17 protein-coding genes, 1 tRNA gene and 1 pseudogene are annotated in these 16,512 nt (G+C 61.1%); 9 read left to right on the top strand and 10 right to left on the bottom strand.

Features of this window, described 5'->3' with window-relative positions:
• Positions 1–2: 2 nt before the first annotated feature.
• Together glyA and ORD17_RS06645 are read right to left on the bottom strand one after the other, a co-directional pair.
• Positions 3–1,243: pseudogene (glyA, locus tag ORD17_RS06650) on the bottom strand (serine hydroxymethyltransferase).
• Positions 1,244–1,340: 97 nt separating this feature from the next.
• Positions 1,341–2,111: a hypothetical protein gene (locus tag ORD17_RS06645; RefSeq protein WP_308387524.1), complete on the bottom strand. Its 771-nt coding sequence runs from the start codon at positions 2,109–2,111 to the stop codon at positions 1,341–1,343.
• An 87-nt stretch (positions 2,112–2,198) separates the two neighbouring features.
• Here ORD17_RS06645 and ORD17_RS06640 point away from each other — a divergent pair, with 87 nt between their 5' ends.
• From ORD17_RS06640 to ORD17_RS06630, 3 genes are all read left to right on the top strand, one after another.
• A complete protein-coding gene (locus ORD17_RS06640; protein WP_308387523.1) occupies positions 2,199–2,753 on the top strand; it encodes a hypothetical protein in 555 nt (184 codons plus the stop codon).
• Positions 2,754–2,817: 64 nt separating this feature from the next.
• Entirely contained in the window at positions 2,818–3,687 is an 870-nt protein-coding gene (locus ORD17_RS06635) for a tetratricopeptide repeat protein (protein WP_308387522.1), read from the top strand.
• Between the two features lie 66 nt (positions 3,688–3,753).
• Positions 3,754–5,274 carry a Do family serine endopeptidase gene (locus ORD17_RS06630; protein ID WP_308387521.1) on the top strand — a complete coding sequence of 507 codons (1,521 nt, stop codon included), beginning with the start codon at positions 3,754–3,756 and terminating at the stop codon, positions 5,272–5,274.
• A gap of 2 nt (positions 5,275–5,276) precedes the next feature.
• Here ORD17_RS06630 and xerD read toward each other — a convergent pair whose 3' ends face one another.
• From xerD to ffh, 8 genes are all read right to left on the bottom strand, one after another.
• Positions 5,277–6,179 carry a site-specific tyrosine recombinase XerD gene (gene xerD, locus ORD17_RS06625; protein WP_308387519.1) on the bottom strand — a complete coding sequence of 301 codons (903 nt, stop codon included), beginning with the start codon at positions 6,177–6,179 and terminating at the stop codon, positions 5,277–5,279.
• Complete coding sequence (locus ORD17_RS06620) at positions 6,172–6,702, bottom strand: methylated-DNA--[protein]-cysteine S-methyltransferase (protein ID WP_308387518.1); 531 nt, start codon at positions 6,700–6,702, stop codon at positions 6,172–6,174. The genes xerD and ORD17_RS06620 overlap by 8 nt, the downstream gene beginning before the upstream one ends.
• Entirely contained in the window at positions 6,657–7,868 is a 1,212-nt protein-coding gene (locus tag ORD17_RS06615; protein WP_308387517.1) for a hypothetical protein, read from the bottom strand. The genes ORD17_RS06620 and ORD17_RS06615 overlap by 46 nt, the downstream gene beginning before the upstream one ends.
• The gene (gene rplS / locus ORD17_RS06610; RefSeq protein WP_308387516.1) at positions 7,868–8,212 is read right to left on the bottom strand and encodes a 50S ribosomal protein L19; all 345 of its coding nucleotides are present in this window, start codon (positions 8,210–8,212) and stop codon (positions 7,868–7,870) included. The genes ORD17_RS06615 and rplS overlap by 1 nt, the downstream gene beginning before the upstream one ends.
• An 11-nt stretch (positions 8,213–8,223) precedes the next feature.
• The gene (gene trmD, locus ORD17_RS06605; protein ID WP_308390070.1) at positions 8,224–8,970 is read right to left on the bottom strand and encodes a tRNA (guanosine(37)-N1)-methyltransferase TrmD; all 747 of its coding nucleotides are present in this window, start codon (positions 8,968–8,970) and stop codon (positions 8,224–8,226) included.
• Positions 8,970–9,479 (bottom strand): ribosome maturation factor RimM, encoded by a 510-nt coding sequence (rimM, locus tag ORD17_RS06600; protein ID WP_308387514.1) that lies wholly within the window; start codon positions 9,477–9,479, stop codon positions 8,970–8,972. Before rimM ends, trmD begins: the two co-directional genes overlap by 1 nt.
• Positions 9,463–9,723, bottom strand: a complete 261-nt coding sequence (gene rpsP / locus ORD17_RS06595; RefSeq protein ID WP_215871263.1) for a 30S ribosomal protein S16 — start codon at positions 9,721–9,723, stop codon at positions 9,463–9,465. Before rpsP ends, rimM begins: the two co-directional genes overlap by 17 nt.
• Positions 9,724–9,797: 74 nt before the next feature.
• Positions 9,798–11,174, bottom strand: a complete 1,377-nt coding sequence (gene ffh, locus ORD17_RS06590; RefSeq protein WP_308387513.1) for a signal recognition particle protein — start codon at positions 11,172–11,174, stop codon at positions 9,798–9,800.
• A 152-nt stretch (positions 11,175–11,326) separates the two neighbouring features.
• On the opposite strand from ffh, the gene ORD17_RS06585 reads away from it, so the two are divergent.
• From ORD17_RS06585 to sppA, 6 genes are all read left to right on the top strand, one after another.
• Positions 11,327–12,190, top strand: coding sequence for a diiron oxygenase (locus ORD17_RS06585; RefSeq protein ID WP_308387512.1), 864 nt, complete (start codon positions 11,327–11,329; stop codon positions 12,188–12,190).
• Complete coding sequence (locus ORD17_RS06580) at positions 12,187–12,477, top strand: hypothetical protein (protein ID WP_308387511.1); 291 nt, start codon at positions 12,187–12,189, stop codon at positions 12,475–12,477. The genes ORD17_RS06585 and ORD17_RS06580 overlap by 4 nt, the downstream gene beginning before the upstream one ends.
• 10 nt (positions 12,478–12,487) lie before the next feature.
• Positions 12,488–14,119, top strand: a complete 1,632-nt coding sequence (locus tag ORD17_RS06575; RefSeq protein WP_308387510.1) for an alpha-D-glucose phosphate-specific phosphoglucomutase — start codon at positions 12,488–12,490, stop codon at positions 14,117–14,119.
• A 12-nt stretch (positions 14,120–14,131) separates the two neighbouring features.
• Complete coding sequence (locus ORD17_RS06570; RefSeq protein WP_308387509.1) at positions 14,132–14,485, top strand: YtxH domain-containing protein; 354 nt, start codon at positions 14,132–14,134, stop codon at positions 14,483–14,485.
• Positions 14,486–14,519: 34 nt separating this feature from the next.
• Positions 14,520–14,596, top strand: a tRNA-Pro gene (locus ORD17_RS06565).
• Positions 14,597–14,626: 30 nt separating this feature from the next.
• Complete coding sequence (gene sppA, locus ORD17_RS06560; protein ID WP_308387508.1) at positions 14,627–16,444, top strand: signal peptide peptidase SppA; 1,818 nt, start codon at positions 14,627–14,629, stop codon at positions 16,442–16,444.
• Positions 16,445–16,512: the final 68 nt, after the last annotated feature.

Below are 16,512 nucleotides of genomic sequence, written 5' to 3'. Positions count from 1 at the left end.
CGTCAGCCATAGACCGGGAATTGCCGGCAGAGATCGAGAATGCAACTCTGCGCTCGCTGCAGTACGGCCGGGTCTTCATGGGCATCGAGAACGTCGGCGATGGCAGCCCCGAGAGTCTCCATTTCGCCCTCGGCAAAACCGCGGGTTGTCGCTGCCGGGTGCCGATGCGAATTCCGCTGGTTACTGCCGGCGGGCGGGCGTCGAACGGTACCGCATTTTTGTTGACCGTGATATTGGCGCGACCCAAAGCTTCTTCCGCCTCTTTCCCTGTCACCTTTTCACCGAGATCAAGGAGAAAGAGATGGTTGTCGGTGCCACCGGATACCGCCTGATAGCCCCGCCCGGCCAGGACGGCGGCGAGCTTCTGCGCATTGCGGATGACCTGCGATTGATAGGATTTGAACTCTGGTTGCAAAGCCTCCTGAAAGGCAACCGCCTTGCCAGCGATGACATGCATCAACGGGCCGCCCTGAATGCCCGGGAAAATCAGAGAATTGACCTTTTTGGCGTACTCTTCACGGCAGAGGATCAGGCCCCCGCGCGGTCCACGCAGGGTCTTATGCGTCGTCGTGGTGACGAAATCGGCGTGCGGCACCGGGCTCGGATGCAGGCCCGCGGCCACCAGGCCGGCAATGTGCGCCATGTCGACCAGAAGGTAGGCGCCAATACTGCGGGCAATCTCGCCGATGCGCGCGAAATCGATAATCCGCGAGTAGGCGCTGGCCCCCGCAACGATCATTTTCGGGCGTTCCTGCTCAGCTTGCGCCGCCATGGCATCGTAATCGATGCGCCCGTCCTCACGGCGCACGCCGTAGGCCACCACGTCGAAGACCTTCCCCGATAGATTCACTTTGGCGCCGTGGGTGAGATGACCACCGTGGGCAAGGCTCATCCCCATGATCTTGTCACCCGGCTTCAGCACTGAAAAATAGACGGCCTGATTCGCCTGCGAACCGGAGTGCGGCTGCACGTTGGCGTGTTCGGCGCCAAACAACTGCTTGGCCCGATCAATGGCCAACTGCTCCACCACATCGACATACTCGCAGCCGCCGTAGTACCGCTTGCCGGGATAACCCTCGGCGTACTTGTTGGTGAGCACCGAGCCCTGCGCCGCCATCACCATCGGACTCGTATAGTTTTCCGAAGCAATCAATTCGACATGATCTTCCTGCCGCACGCGCTCGTGCTCCATGGCCGCTGCCAGGGCGGGATCAAAACCGGCGATCGTTTGGGAAGAAAACATGGGGGCTCCTGCGTCTATCAATTTTCCAGGCGGAACAGTAGCAAGGCGAGCAGCTTTCCCTCAAGCGCAAAATCTGCTCCCTGGCCATGAAGAAGATTCAACTGGCGCGCACTTTCTGCGGTCGCGCCTGCAAAACCGGGAGCTGTACCGACCTGCTCGCACGCTTGCGCCGCGGCCGCTGCTTGTTGGCAAAGATGTCTTCATACGCGACATGGACGATAGGTGGCCCCAGCACCCAGACCAAAAGCGCCAGCCAAACCTGCGCCGGTAACGGCAGAATGACGCTGGCAACCAGAAGGATGGCCCATAAGGCAATGAGTGGATCACGCAACTCCTGACGAAACAGCAAGGCAAGCGTCGTTTCGACTTCCGCCTCCAGCCAGCCATGCCCCTTATGCAGCGCCAGGGCCACGCCGAAGAAAGCCGGGGAAAACCAGAAATACGGGGTCAGAGCGAGATCGGTCAGGCGCTCACTGAACCCCATCCACCAGCCCCAGAATCCTGGCTCCTGACCGATCTGCCAGTTACCCTGCACGCCGCTTAACAGCGCTCCGAGCAGCACTGTTTCGCGGCCAAATTCGAAAAGCAGGCCAAACAACGTCAGCACCATTCCCCACAACACCGCCACACTGAGGGCGTGCCGTATTTGTGCAGCGGTATATTCCTGCCCGTCACAGCGTCCGGCGAGGTAGAGTCCGCCGAGCAGCCCGAGAGGGGCGATGCCATACATGAGCCAGAAGGGCAGCGGCAGGGCGGTGAGGACCAAAGGCACGAGCAGGAAGCGCGCCCAGCGGCCCGGGTGTGCGCGGACGATATCAACGCCGCCATGCACCCAACTTTCCATTCGCTGCAGCCACTGTTTGGCCAACCCCATCCCTCCGCAACCGCACCATTTTGACATTCTAGTGAAGGCAAGCTACAAACTCAAAAAATTGTCGATCTTGAGGACTTTTGGGTGCAGGAACTTCCAGCGTTTCGGGAGCAGGTACGTAGGGCGCACGCACAGCTCATTGTACAGGTCGTTGCCGCTTGTCAGAACGTCGACCGGCGGCCGGCTCTACGGGACAGTCTGCGGGTGGCTACTGCCAACGGCTGGGAAGAGCTGGTCGCGCGCCTGGAACGAATCGTGGCGGGCGAGAGAGATGCCACACTTTTGCTCGGCCTGGACGACGAGGACTACATTGTCGTCGAGAGCGTCCTGCAAGGTCTGCAGGATCCCCATTCTCTCCCTTCTCCCGACGCCCAAGCCGACCCGAGCTTCGCAGCTCCCGGGATTGCCGGAATCGTCGTCGCTGCCCAGCGGGGCGACACCCAAGCCCTGCAATGGCTTGGGCAGATGGCCAGCCAGATGCAGCGGGCGGGAGGCGAGATGGCAAAGTTGGGCGCCTGTCTGGGACCATTATCCCAAGGGAAAACCGACGTAGAGCGCTTGGGCAAAGGACTGGGTGCCAGCACCCGCAGCCTGCTGCACCAGATCGTCGAGGAAATGCACAAACTGCAGGCACAGTGACGCGCTCACGGCGACAACGTATCGTGTAATCATGTTCAGAATCCGAAGAGCAGGAGTGGAGTAGATGGCGTCTGGTTCCCACGTGATGGATGTAAACCTGGGCAATTTTCGCGAGGCCGTGGAAGCCGAGTCCTTTCGTCGCCCGGTCGTGGTGGATTTCTGGGCTCCCTGGTGCGGCCCCTGTCGCGCCCTGGGTCCCGTTCTGGAACGCTTGGCCGAAGAGATGCAGGGAGGGTTTTTACTCGCCAAGATCAACTCGGATGAAAACCCCGAGCTCTCTCGGCAGTATTCCGTGCGCGGCATCCCTGCGGTAAAAGCCTTCCTTGATGGTAAGGTCGTCGACGAGTTCACCGGCGCCTTGCCCGAGTCGGCCATTCGCCAGTTTCTCGACAAGATTTTGCCCAAGGCCGGCGATGAGCAGCGCAAAGCAGGGCTCGAAGCCCTCGCACGAGGCGATACCGCAGCGGCCGAGAAAGCATTTCGCTTGGCGCTGGAACAAAATCCACGCAACGACGAGGCGCACCTGGAGCTTGCGCGCCTTCTGATCGCCCGCGGCGAGCATGACGCCGCCGAGGCCGAATTGGCGGCTCTGAGTCCGGCCTTCTCGGTGCGGGAGGAGGTCGAAGCGTTGCGGGCCCTCGTGGAATTTGCTTCTGACCTGCGCGATGCGCCGCCCAGCGCGGAAATCTTGCGCCAACTGCAGGAAAGCAGCGGTGATGAGCAAGCACAGGCCATGTATCAGCACGCTCTCAGCGAGCTGTTGCAAGGTCATGAGCAGGCGGCACTGGATCAGCTCATCGAGATGGTGCAGCGGCATCGAAAATATCGCGACGATCTCGCGCGCAAGACCCTCCTAAAAATTTTTCTCGTATTGGGCAAGGAACATCCCTTGGTCAACGAGTATCGCAGCAAATTGGCGCGGGCACTCTATTGAGCCTGTTTTCTGGCGGAACCTCTCCGTCGCACCGCCCTGACAGGCACCCATTAGGAGCATGACTGCATGTCCGACCTCATTTCCCGTTTTCCGCAACGTCGCGCCATTTTTGCGGCATTGACTCTGGTCCTGCTCGCTTCCGGTTGCGCGCAAGCGCAGGTGAGCGCACCGAAGCCGGTCCCCAGTCCAACAGCGCCCGTCACCGCAACCCCGCAAAGTGCTGCGTTGCCGCCCTTGGTCAATCTTCCCGATTTTACTCCACTCATCGAGCGCTATGGGCCAACGGTGGTGAATATCAGCACGACCTCCGAACAGGCGATCCCTGGGGCCGGCAATCCCTTCCCGCCAGACTCGCCCTTTTACCGCTTCTTTGAGCACTTTGGTGCGCCCAATGGCCAGTCCAAGCAACCGCCGCAAGAGAAAGTCGAGTCCCTCGGCTCGGGCTTTATCCTGAGCAGCGATGGCTACATCGTTACTGCCGCCCATGTCGTGCGCCATGCCAAGCACATCATTGTCACCCTCGCCGATCACCACGCCTATCCAGCCAAGCTCGTCGGCTTGTCTGTGCGCTACGATACCGCGCTGTTGAAGATCGACGCCAACAATCTGCCCACCGCACCCATAGGCAACTCGAACGATCTCAAGGTGGGACAATGGATACTCGCGGTGGGTACCCCCTTCGGCTTCTCTAACTCGGTCACCCAGGGCGTTGTCAGCGCCCTGGATCGACCACTGCCGGACGATGAGTACATTCCCTTCATCCAGAGCGACGTCCCCATCAATCCTGGCAACTCGGGCGGGCCACTCTTCAACATGTATGGTCAGGTGGTGGGCATCAACGACCAGATTTACACCAACAACGGTGGCTACATGGGCCTGTCCTTCTCCATCCCCATCAATACGGTGATGTCGGTGGTAGAGGATCTCAAGGCACACCGCGCGATTCAGTTTGGCTATCTCGGAGTCGAGGTGCAGAGCGTGACACCAGACATGGCCGAGGCACTGCGTCTCCATGAACCCGTGGGCGCTCTCGTCGCGTCGGTCGAGCCCGACAGCCCAGCGGCGCGCGCGGGCCTGCAGGCCGGGGATGTCATCGTCACCTTCGCGGGCAAGCCGGTCTACAGTGTCGGCCAACTGCCCTTGCTGGTGGGCACGAAAAAGCCTGGAACTCAGGTAGAAATCGGTATTCTGCGGCACGGCAAGGCGGTGAATCTGCCGATCACCGTCGGCGCCTTGCCCAGCCCGCAGAAAGCCAGCGATTTGGAGAGCAGTCCGACGCCGAATCCCAGCGTGCTCAAAATCGAACGGCTGGGGATCTCTACCAAACCGCTCTCTGCCAAACTGAAACAAGAGTTGGGAATCGATCAGGGCGTAGAAGTAGTGGACGTACACGAAGGCGCAGCGGCGGAAGCCGGCGTGCAGCCGGGGATGATCATCGAACAGTTTGACCAGCAGGTGGTGCAGAATCCGCAACAACTGCAACGTCTGGTCGCGGCTACCCCTGCAGACAAACCGGTTCCGGTGCTGATCCGACAAGGGAAATCGAGCATTTTCATTGTCCTGCGCCTTCCCAAAAAAGGGAGCTGAACCTAGCCGCGCGGATGATGCGCGGCGTGCAGGGCCTGGAGACGTGCCTGGGCAATGTGCGTATAGATTTCCGTGGTGCTGAGCTGGGCATGCCCCAGCATCAGCTGCACACTGCGCAAATCTGCACCATGATCGAGTAGATGGGTGGCAAAGGCATGACGCAGACTGTGGGGAGAAAGCCGGCAACGGATGCCGGCGACCCCGCCATAATGCCGGATCAGTTGCCAGAAGCGCTGACGGGTCATCGGCGCGGCCCGCTGGCTGAGAAACAGGGCGCTCTGGGCACCCTGCTGCAAGAGCTGGGGGCGTGCGCGCCGCAAATAATCGGCAAGCAGTTCCTGGGCCCGTTCGCCGATGGGCACCAGGCGTTCCTTACGTCCCTTGCCGAAGGTCTTCAGCACGCCAGCGGCTATGTCCACCTGTGCTAACTGCAGGCTCACCAACTCCGATACCCGCAAGCCGGTCGCATAAAGCAGCTCCAGCATGGCCGCATCCCGCAGACCCAGGGGATGCGACGGATCGGCTGCGGCGAGCAGTGCCTCCACTTCCGATTCCGTCGGCACCTCCGGCAAGTGCCGACCCAGACGGGGCGAGCTGAGATCCAGACTGGGATCGCGGCGCATCCAGCCCTCGCGCAGGGCGTAGGCATAAAAACTCCGCAAACTGGAAAGCTGGCGTCGCACGCTCCGCAGGGCCGCGCCAGCGTTGAGGCGAGCAGCGAGAAAACTTGCCAGGTCGGCATGCTCTGCCTGACGCAGCCCGCGCGGCTGCAGGTACCGGCACAAGGCATCGAGATCCTGGCGGTAGGCCTGCAATGTATGCGCACTCAGGTTTTTCTCCAGCCACAAGGCATCGAGAAATTGCTGGACATCCGCATCCAGCTCCCCGGTAGAGATCTTAGGCATGCGCATTCCCCACCCCCTCATGCCGGAGAAGAAGTTCCTTGTAGGCCAGCGCTGCCCCCTTTCGTTCGCCCGCATAGCCGCCGAGACTGTCCTTGGCGAGTACTCGATGACAGGGGATGAGGATGGCAACGGGATTGCGGCGGCATGCCTGCCCAACCGCGCGGGGCGCGTTCTGCAAACGGCGAGCGAGGTCGCCGTAGCTGCAGACCTGACCCAGAGGAATCTCTTGCAGGGCGCGCCAAACCTGTCGCTGAAAGGGCGTTCCCGTTACCCGCAACAGCAGGAGGCGGCAGCATCGCTCATACTCCTGGAAGTCGGCTGCTGCATAGGCGGCCAGCGCCTGGGCGACCGGGTGATCGGCGCGGAGATCGGGCAATTCCTCGGCCTGTCCGAGAACGGGACTCAGGCCTATCAATGCAGCGTCACAAAATTCCAGAGTCAGCGTGCCGATCGGCGCGACGCTGTGGCGCCAACGGCTTACGATTCCGGGTGCAGGCGCAGAAAAACCAGAGGATGAATCCATAACAACGGTCCGGCAAGTTCCTGGGTAGCCCTTTGCGTCTCCTGCCAATGTGCCCAAAAGTCTGTCGCGGGCTCGGCAGCTACGCTGAGATATTGCTCGGCCCGCCGACGATACCAGGAGGCCAGGGCCTCGCTGCCCAAGGCTTGTACCTGGAGAATACGCTGCCAGTCCTCGCTGAAGATTTGCGGCGTATGCTCCTCGGACAGGGCATGGCGAAAGGCCGCGAGTTCGGTATATCCCGGCCAGTCTTGCTGCGCCTCCCAGCCGGCAAAGCGGAACAGATCGGCAGCGGCACTGAAGAGGATACGCCGGCAACGCCGCAAGCTGCGGTGGGGCATCTGCAATACTGCTGCCAGCCACAGGTAGATGTCTCCCAATTCACGCAGTTGCACGTTCGCCGGATATTCCAGGATCATCAAGCCGAGCGCCAGAAAGAGCTGACGCAACGCGGCAATCGGTTGGTCCCCCATACCGCGCAGATGCTCCATATACGCCGCCAGATCGCGCTCCCGGAGGCTCTGTAAGAGCGCCTTGCCACTATCGGCGCGCCGTTCCGCCCGCCCTTCGGGCACCACCACCGCGCAAGCTTCGGCCAGGCCCCAGTGTTGCCGCAACGCTGCCAGAGTAAGCGCTACGAAATCTTCCGCAGACACGATGGCGGCGAGCTGTGCCCAGGCATGGAAGAGGCTGCTGCGGAAGCCATGCGCGAAACCATCTTCCGCGACCCGCAGGCGCAGGCGATCGATGATCAGGTGCCGGGCCTTGACGTCATCGGCCATGCTGCGCAGCAGCGGCAAAAGTCGTTGCTCATCCCGATGTTCGACGGCCTCGGCGAGGATATCGAGTTCCATGTCGATCGGTAGAGGCGCGTCGGGGATTATTTGCCGCCAAGCGACGGGAGCGAGGGCATCCGTCGCCATCGCCGACCAGGCCCGCGCCACCAAATGGCCAGGCAGGGAATTCGCCGCAATGGTCACGCTAAGTCGCGCCATCCAGCAGCGACCGAGATACAGATCGGCCTGCCCCTGAGATAGAGGCAGGCCCTCACGCAAAAAACCAGACTGCAGGGCTAGGCGCGCAGCGGCGTCTGCCCACATGCGGTCCTGCTCTGGCGCCGCAGCCATCCGCCATTGCGTCAGCAAGGCGGTGGACTGCTCCCCGCTCATCAGCCGAGCTTTTCGCGGATGCGCGCAGCCTTACCGGAGAGATCGCGCAGATAGTAGAGCTTGGCACGCCGGACATCGCCGCGACGCTTCACCTCTACTTTGGCGACCAGTGGCGAGTGCATCGGGAAAACGCGCTCAACGCCTTCGCCACTGGAGATCTTGCGCACCGTGAAGGACGAGTGGGCCCCGCGGTTACGCCGGGCAATACACAGACCCTCGAATACCTGGATACGCTCACGCTCGCCTTCCTTCACGCGAACATGCACCGCCACGGTGTCACCGGCGATGAAGTCGGGGATCTCGTTCTTGGCCTCTGCCTGATTGATTTCATCAATGATATTCACAGCACTTCTCCTTACATCCTGCCACTTTCATCCGCGCTCTCTGCTTCCTGCAGACAACGTATATCCGCGACCGACAACTGACGTTGCGCCCAGAGGTCCGGGCGCCGCGTCTTGGTTCGCAACAACGACTGTCCCCGGCGCCAGCGTGCGACTCGCGCATGATCACCCGACAACAAAACCTCTGGCACCCCCACCCCATCCCATTGCTCCGGTCGGGTGTAATGCGGACAATCCAACAGGTCCGCCGCCGCAAAGCTGTCCTCCTGCGCCGATGCCTCATGACCGAGGAAACCGGGCAGGAGTCGCGCCGTTGCCTCCATCAACACCAGCGCCGGCAACTCTCCGCCGGCGAGGACGTAATCTCCCAGCGACCACTCCTCATCGACCTGTGCCATGACACGCTCGTCGATACCCTCATAGCGCCCGGCAAGGAGAACCATCCCCGCACGGCGGCTGAAGCGCTGGCAATCCGCCTGCCGCAGGGGCTGCCCCTGGGGCGATAGATATGCCACCGGCGCCTCTGGATTTTCCCGGCGCGCCGCAGCGATGGCCGCCAACAGCGGCGGCGCCATCATCAGCATCCCCGGGCCACCGCCAAAGGGCCGGTCATCCACCCGCTGATGCGGCAGATCGCTGAAATCCCGGGGATTCCAGACCTGCAATGCGAGCAGGCCGCGCTGCCGACCGCGGGCCAAAACTCCCGCCTGGAAATATCCTTCGATCAACTCGGGAAAGATACTGATGACATCAAAACGCATCACCAATCTTTCTCCCAGTCCACCACCATACGCCGTTGCGCCGCGTCCACCTGTACGTCCGCTGTCCACGGAATCAGAATTTCGCCACTTGGCTCGCTCTGCACGACGAGAACATCATTGGCGCCAGTCTCCAAAAGACCTTGCACCTGCCCTAGCCGTTGCCCCGCACGATTGATGACCTGCATACCAATCAGCTCACGCCAGTAGTACTCCCCTTCCGGCAGCGGCGGCAGCGCCTCGGCAGGAACGGTAATTTCTTGCCCAATCAATGCCCGGGCGGCCTCGCGATCACCGACCCCCTGCAGCAGGGCAATCACTGCGCCCGCCTGCACCCCACCGGAGAGGACGTCGACGGGCCGATGCGCGGCACCCAGATACCAACGCGGATGGTCGAGGATGCCGTCACGTTCCTCAGTATAGGAAAAGACCTTGACAGCGCCGCGGACACCATAGAGGCCGGAAATCCGCCCCAGAGGCACCCATTCCGCGCTTTCAGGCGGCGTTGACACCTGTCTTGCTCACGCCCTCGGCCTTGAGGAAACGCGCCACGGTGTCCGAAGGCTGCGCCCCCTGGGCCAACCAGTAAGCAGCACGTTCCTTGTCGAGCCGCAGCTCCGACGGATTACTGACGGGGTTGTAAAAGCCCAAACGCTCAATGAAGCGTCCGTCACGCCGTGCCCGACTATCCGCCACCACGATGTGGTAGAAGGGCCGCTTCTTGGCGCCACCCCGAGCCATCCGAATCACTACCATGTCCGTTCCTCACAAAAGTTACGATACCGCGCCCGCGCGGCGGGAAAGGCGAGAATCATAACCAAAAATTTCCCTTATTGAAAGGGCAGACCGCCTTTCATCAGATTGCGCGGATTCATCCCCAGCAAGCGTCCCAGGCCCTTGCCCCCCTTGCCCATCTTTTTGAACATCTTCTGCATCATCTCAAACTGCTTGAGCAGCTTGTTGACCTCGGCGACAGTCGTGCCGGAGCCTGCGGCAATGCGGCGGCGGCGAGAGGCCTTGATGATTTCCGGGTGGCGCCGTTCCTCCATAGTCATGGAGTTGATGATCGCCTCCAGGCGCCGCATCGGCTTCTTATCCTGCAAGACCCCCTGCGCTTCGCTGGGGATTTCGTTCATCCCCGGTAGTTTCTCGAGAATGCTGGTCAACCCGCCCATGCGCTCCACCTGGCGCAATTGTTCGCGGAAATCCTCGAGATCAAAGCCCTTACCCTTGCGCAGCTTGTCGGTCATCCGCTGCGCCTGCTCCAAGTCGACATCTTGCTGTACCTGCTCCACCAGGCTGACGATGTCGCCCATGCCGAGAATCCGCGAGGCCATCCGCTCCGGGTGGAAGGCCTCCAGTCCCTTGCGCACCTTCTCGCCCACGCCGAGGAACTTGATGGGTTTGCCGGTGATGGCGCGAATGGACAGGGCCGCGCCACCGCGCGCATCGCCATCGGCCTTGGTCAGGATCACCCCGGTCAGCGGTAGAGCACTGTCAAAGGCCTTGGCGGTATTGACCGCGTCCTGGCCGGTCATGGCATCGACGACAAAGAGCAGTTCCGTCGGCTGCACCGCGGCGGCGAGGTCGCGAGCCTCGCGCATCATCTCCTCATCGACGTGCAGACGTCCGGCGGTATCGACAATCAGCACGTCGTACACCTGTCGGCGCGCCGCATCGAGAGCATCACGGGCGATCTGCACCGGCGCCTGGCTGGGGTGGCTAGGAAATACCTCGACGGCGATGTCACGTCCGAGACTGGCGAGCTGCTCCATCGCCGCCGGCCGATAGACGTCGGTACTGACCATCAACACCCGCTTCTTTTCCCGTTCCTGGAGCCAGAGGGCGAGTTTGGCGCTGGTCGTCGTTTTCCCGGAGCCCTGCAGTCCGGCCATGAGGATCACCACCGGCGGCCGCGCCTGCAAATCAAGCCGGTCGTTATGAGAACCCATCAGACGCGTCAGCTCGTCGTTGACGATCTTGATGAAGACCTGGCCGGGGCTCAGGCTGCGCAGCACTTCTTCGCCAAGGGCCTTCTGCCGCACTTCGGCAACGAAATCCTTGACCACAGGGAGTGCGACGTCCGCCTCGAGCAAAGCCATACGTACATCACGCAAGGCATCGCGGATGTTGTCTTCGCTAAGACGGGCCTGGCCACGCAAGGCCTTGAAACTCTGGTTGAGACGTTGGCTGAGGGATTCGAACATGGGCACCTCGACAAAGCGAAGGGCCATTTTGCGCGCTCAGGGATATGGGCGCAACGTCGCCGGCGCGAGCAATTCCGGCTGGTGACAGACTTGGAGAGCGTTGGCGGGCATGGCAGAATGCCGGCTACGAGTCACCCGGGGGCAGAGAATTCATGGCGGTTGTTCAGCGTCATCACGACGTTCTCATTCAGCGTCTCAGTCGGCACAGCGCAAACTATCGTGATCCGCTCGAGGAGATCCCGTGGGATACCCTGGATCCGGAGCAAGCTTGGTTGCCTGATCCCCTCCTTTCCTTATACGGGCTGCCAGAGTTCGACGCCCTCCGTGCTGAGGAGCGGATTCGTCTGTCGCAAGTCGAGTTTGTCTCCTTCTGTGAGCTGGGTCTGTGGCTGGAAGCGCTCTTCATTCAACGGCTGGGCAGCCATTCGCTGCAGCACCTGTACGGCGACACACACAGTTATTGTTACCAACTCCACGAACTGCGCGAGGAAGTCGGGCACAGTTTGATGTTCCTCGAGCTGCAACAGCGGGCACAACTCCCTTTCCTGACCCCACCGAGTCAGCGCCCACGCTTGGCCACCCTGTTCGCCCGCTTGGCGCCCGAGGGCTCGGCGGCTTTTTGGGCAACGATTTTCATTGGTGAAAATGTCCCCGACCAGATGAGTCGGCAAATCCTCAGCGACAAGATGCTGCCGCCGGCGGTTTTAGCGATCAACCAGCTCCATCGGCGGGAAGAAGCCAGGCACATGGCCTTCGCGAGAATTACCGTGCAACGGCGCAGTCGTCGCCTGAGCGGTTTACAGCGACGCCTCCTCAGCCCTTTACTGCGCGAGGTGATGCGCCAATTTTTGTACACCGCGTTTTTCCCGGTGCCGGCGGTATATGCTGCGGCAGGATTGGACTCAGCAGCGCGCCTGGCACGCTTGGCGCGGCAAAACCCACAGCGGATAGCGTTGATGCAGAGCTGCGCAGAGCCGAGCCGCGAATTTCTCCGTAGCCAAGGATTTTTTGTATGAGCGATCTTCATCCCAAGATGCTGTTCCCTCTCGGCACCATCCTGCTTTCTCCCGACGCGCAGAGCATTTTCGAGGCGGGAGACATCGATCCCCAAGAGCTGCTATGGCGCCATGTGACCGGCGACTGGGAAGAAAGCATGGACGAGGATCTGCGTCGCGCCAGCCTGGCCGCCATCAGCGACGGCGGCATCATTGTCAGCACCTGGCAGATTGGCGGCTATACTTTATGGGTGCGCACCGACGCATCCCGCAGTTCGACAGTGTTGGACATCCCCTTGGATCACTGAGGCTCTGTGCATGGAAATCACCACGGTCAAAACGCAAGCTTTTGCCGATCAACGGCCTGGTACTTCCGGCCTGCGTAAAAAGGTAAAGGTGTTTCAGCAGGCGCATTACCTGGAAAACTTTGTCCAGGCCGTCTTTGATGCCATTCCCGATCGCGCGGGCAAGACTCTGGTCCTTGGCGGCGACGGTCGCTACCATAACCGCGAAGCCATCCAGACCATCATCAAAATGGCGGTCGCCAATGACTGGGGAGAACTGCTCATTGGCCGCAAGGGACTCTTTTCCACTCCTGCCGTTTCTCATGTGATCCGCCATTACCGGGCACGTGGCGGACTCATCCTCAGTGCCTCTCATAATCCCGCCGGTCCCGAACACGATTTTGGCATCAAGTTCAATGGCGAGAATGGTGGTCCGGCCAGCGAATCCCTGACCGAACAGATTTGGGCCGGGAGCAAGGTCATCAGCAGCTACCGCATTGCACAGATTGAGGACATCGATCTCGATCGCGAGCAGGAATTGCAGCTGGGCAGCACGCGCATCCGCGTCATCGATCCGGTCCGCGACTATGCCGATCTGATGGAGAAGATTTTTGATTTTCCCGCCTTGTCCCGGCTACTGCAGGGCTCCTTTCGCATGCGCTTCGATGCCTTGCATGCCATCACCGGCCCCTATGCGCGGGAAATTCTGGAACAACGCTTGGGCGCGCCCACCGGTACCGTACAAAATGCCATCCCCCTGCCCGATTTTGGTGGGGGTCACCCGGATCCCAATCTGGTCTATGCCAAGCCGCTTGCGGATCTGATGTTTTCCGAGCAGTCCCCGGACTTCGGCGCCGCTTCCGATGGCGATGGCGACCGCAACATGATCCTGGGGCGCGGCATCTTTGTGACCCCGAGCGACTCCCTGGCGGTGCTGACCGCCCAGGCGCGCTGCATTCCTGCCTATGGCAACGGTCTGCATGGTGTGGCACGCTCCATGCCCACCAGCCAGGCTGCCGATGTGGTGGCCGAAGCCTTGGGTATCGAACACTTCGAGACTCCCACGGGCTGGAAATTTTTTGGCAACCTTCTCGACGCCGGTCGCATCACCTTCTGCGGGGAAGAGAGTTTTGGTACGGGCTCTGACCATGTGCGGGAAAAGGACGGCCTGTGGGCGGTACTGGCATGGCTTTCCGTACTAGCCCACAGCGGCCAGTCCGTGCGCGAGATACTAGATGCCCACTGGCAGCGCTTTGGTCGCCATTATTATACCCGGCATGATTACGAAGAGTTACCGAGCGAGGCGGCGGAAAAGATGTTGGAAGGATTACGGTCGCAACTGCCGGTATTGCCCGGACAACAGCTGGCGGGCCGCGAAATACATGCGGCGGACGATTTCTCCTACACCGATCCCATCGACGGCAGCGTCAGCGAGCATCAAGGCTTGCGTATTCTTTTTGCCGACGGCGCCCGCCTGATCTTCCGGCTATCGGGAACCGGCACCGCGGGAGCGACCCTGCGGATTTATCACGAGGCATACGAAACCAATTGCGAGCAATTGCATCGCGATCCACAGCGCTATCTGGCTCCTTTGATAACGCTCGGAAAAGATCTGACTCGCCTGGAAAGCCTTTCCGGCCGCAAGGCCCCCACGGTTATCACGTAACGGAGGTACCCCATGGATTACGATACAGACAATGGTTTGAGCTATGCCGCGTTGGGTGCGGCCCTCGCTGCTGGCGCCCTGGCGGGCGCCGCGGCGGCGCTACTCTTTGCTCCGCAAAGCGGCGAGCGTACCCGCGAGCAGTTGCGCCAGCAGGCCAACCGGGCCTGGGACCGGATGGCGGCATCGCGTGAGCGTATCAACGAGCGCGTCGAAGAATTGCTCGATACCATCGCCATCTACAGCGAGGAGCTGGTAGAAAAAGGCAAGGATATCACGGAGAAAGAGCGGCAGCGGCTGAACGACGGCATCGCCCTCGCCCGCCGAGAACTCGATCGCCTGCGGCGCAAGCTTTCCCGTCTTGATTGACCCAGGTTGCTCCCCACGGCTATCCTAATGGCTTCGGGGAGTGGCGCAGTCTGGTAGCGCGCCTGCTTTGGGAGCAGGATGTCGCAGGTTCGAATCCTGTCTCCCCGACCAATTTCTCCCGTGGCGAAAGGAAATCGACGTATGCGCCGCCTGCTCCTACCGTTTCTGTGGCTGGGCAAGGTCCTCCACTGGCTGCGTCTCACGGTCCTCAATCTGCTGACCCTGGCCATTCTGATCCTGATCATCGTCGCCATCGTTCAGCATTTCTCCCACCCACAGATTCACGTCGCCAAAAATTCCGTTCTCTGGGTCGAACCACGGGGGAGCCTGGTCTACAGCAAAAGCAACTCCTGGCAGGACCGCTTACTGCAAAAGATCCACCCCACCCAAGAGCATGTTCTGCTGCGGCATCTGGTCGCCAGCATCGATCACGCGGCCAAAGATCCGAATATCAGGGTTCTGGCGCTTGACCTGCGGGAATTCGGCGGCGGCAGTCTAACACAGCTGCTGGATGTCGCCCATGCCTTGCAGCGTTTCCGCGCACAGGGCAAGCTCATTTACGCCTATGCCCCGGAATATTCTACTGGCAGCTATGTGCTTGCCGCACAAGCCAACGAGGTATTTCTGCCGGAATTGGGCATGGCCCTGATCACCCCCTTCTCCAGCGATTCCCTCTATTTTAAAGGCCTGCTGGACAAAATCGGGGTCGATGTCTACGCCTTCCGGCAAGGTAAATACAAATCTGCGGTGGAGCCTTTGACCCGCACGGACATGTCACCGGCGGCGCAGGAGGAAAACCGTGCCTGGCTGGCGACCTGGTGGCAATCCTACACGAGCGCGGTGGATCAAGGGCGCGGCTTCTCCGCAGACACCCTGCAGAATTACGCCTCGCATCTTCCCGAATTATTGCAGAAATCTCAGGGCAACGCCGCGCAGTTGGCGCTTAAGCAAAAGCTCATCACGCAGATTGGTGACCGGGAGGACTTTCGCGACGCCATTGCCAAGGCGGTGGGCCAAAAACCGAAGAAGCTCCAGCGCATCGGCTGGCAGCGCTATTATGCAAGCTTTGCCGCGCAACGCCCGGAGCGTGGGCCAGAGATCGCTGTGGTACCCATCGACGGCATGCTGGTGCCAGGCGACATCGAACAGCCTGGGGTGGTTGCCGCCGAAGCGACAGTGCGCCAGCTCGACCGGCTGCGCCATGAGCCGCAAGTCAAGGCCGTCATCCTGCAGGTCAACAGCCCCGGTGGCGATGTCAATGCGGCCAACGCCATCCGTCGCGCCATCGAGCGTTTGCGCCGGGCGGGCAAGCCCGTCGTGGTGAGCATGGGTACCCTCGGAGCTTCCGGGGCCTATTGGCTATCCACCGCCGCCGATCGCATCTATGCCGAGCCAACCACTATCGCCGCCGATATTGGTGTCTTCGTGCTCGTCCCGAACTTTTCCGGCCTGCTGCAAAAGATCGGCGTAGGCTATTCCGGCGTCAGCAGTATCCCCCATAGCCCCTCACTGTCCCCCTACGCGCCCCTCGGTAAACCCGAACAGAAGGCCCTGCAGGCCGTGGTCGACCATCTTTACACCCACTTTGTCGGGCTGGTAGCGAAGGCTCGCCATCTGCCCTTCGCGCAAGCTGAGAAAGACGCACAAGGCCGGGCCTGGAGTGGTGTGGACGCCAAACGTCTGGGGCTGGTGGATGGCCTGGGGGGAATGGCGGAGGCGGAACAGGCCGTTGCCCAACTGGCACATCTGCGGAGTGGCCATTACCACCTGGTCTATCTGCCGCGTCCCGAGAGCGAATCCTCTTTTGCCCAACTCCGCTCCTGGGCACTGGCGAGCTTCGGGTTTTCCTTACCTTTGGGGAGCGGCGGCGAGGCACTGACCCAGGCACAATTGCTTTTGCAATATTCGCGCCCCTACGGGATATTCGCCTACCTGCCCGTCAATCCGAGGCTTTCCTGAGAGCCGCAATGGCCAAGGATCGAAGGCTGACCACACGCCACAGGTCGTCGGCCAGCCCCATTGTTCTA

The sequence above is a fragment of the Acidithiobacillus sp. AMEEHan genome, assembly GCF_030996345.1.
Taxonomy (GTDB): Bacteria; Pseudomonadota; Gammaproteobacteria; order Acidithiobacillales; family Acidithiobacillaceae; genus Igneacidithiobacillus.
Note: the sequence above shows the minus strand (reverse complement) of the source record. Positions and strands in the feature narration are given on the sequence as shown.

Excerpts from the sequence above, each read along its gene's own strand:
- ffh (WP_308387513.1), bottom strand. The coding sequence starts at position 11,174 with ATGTTCGAATCCCTCAGCCAACGTCTCAACCAGAGTTTCAAGGCCTTG.
- ORD17_RS06580 (WP_308387511.1), top strand. The coding sequence starts at position 12,187 with ATGAGCGATCTTCATCCCAAGATGCTGTTCCCTCTCGGCACCATCCTG.
- ORD17_RS06570 (WP_308387509.1), top strand. The coding sequence starts at position 14,132 with ATGGATTACGATACAGACAATGGTTTGAGCTATGCCGCGTTGGGTGCG.
- ORD17_RS06630 (WP_308387521.1), top strand. The coding sequence starts at position 3,754 with ATGTCCGACCTCATTTCCCGTTTTCCGCAACGTCGCGCCATTTTTGCG.
- ORD17_RS06575 (WP_308387510.1), top strand. The coding sequence starts at position 12,488 with ATGGAAATCACCACGGTCAAAACGCAAGCTTTTGCCGATCAACGGCCT.
- xerD (WP_308387519.1), bottom strand. The coding sequence starts at position 6,179 with ATGCCTAAGATCTCTACCGGGGAGCTGGATGCGGATGTCCAGCAATTT.
- ORD17_RS06635 (WP_308387522.1), top strand. The coding sequence starts at position 2,818 with ATGGCGTCTGGTTCCCACGTGATGGATGTAAACCTGGGCAATTTTCGC.
- rpsP (WP_215871263.1), bottom strand. The coding sequence starts at position 9,723 with ATGGTAGTGATTCGGATGGCTCGGGGTGGCGCCAAGAAGCGGCCCTTC.
- ORD17_RS06615 (WP_308387517.1), bottom strand. The coding sequence starts at position 7,868 with ATGAGCGGGGAGCAGTCCACCGCCTTGCTGACGCAATGGCGGATGGCT.
- ORD17_RS06585 (WP_308387512.1), top strand. The coding sequence starts at position 11,327 with ATGGCGGTTGTTCAGCGTCATCACGACGTTCTCATTCAGCGTCTCAGT.
- ORD17_RS06620 (WP_308387518.1), bottom strand. The coding sequence starts at position 6,702 with ATGGATTCATCCTCTGGTTTTTCTGCGCCTGCACCCGGAATCGTAAGC.
- sppA (WP_308387508.1), top strand. The coding sequence starts at position 14,627 with ATGCGCCGCCTGCTCCTACCGTTTCTGTGGCTGGGCAAGGTCCTCCAC.
- trmD (WP_308390070.1), bottom strand. The coding sequence starts at position 8,970 with ATGCGTTTTGATGTCATCAGTATCTTTCCCGAGTTGATCGAAGGATAT.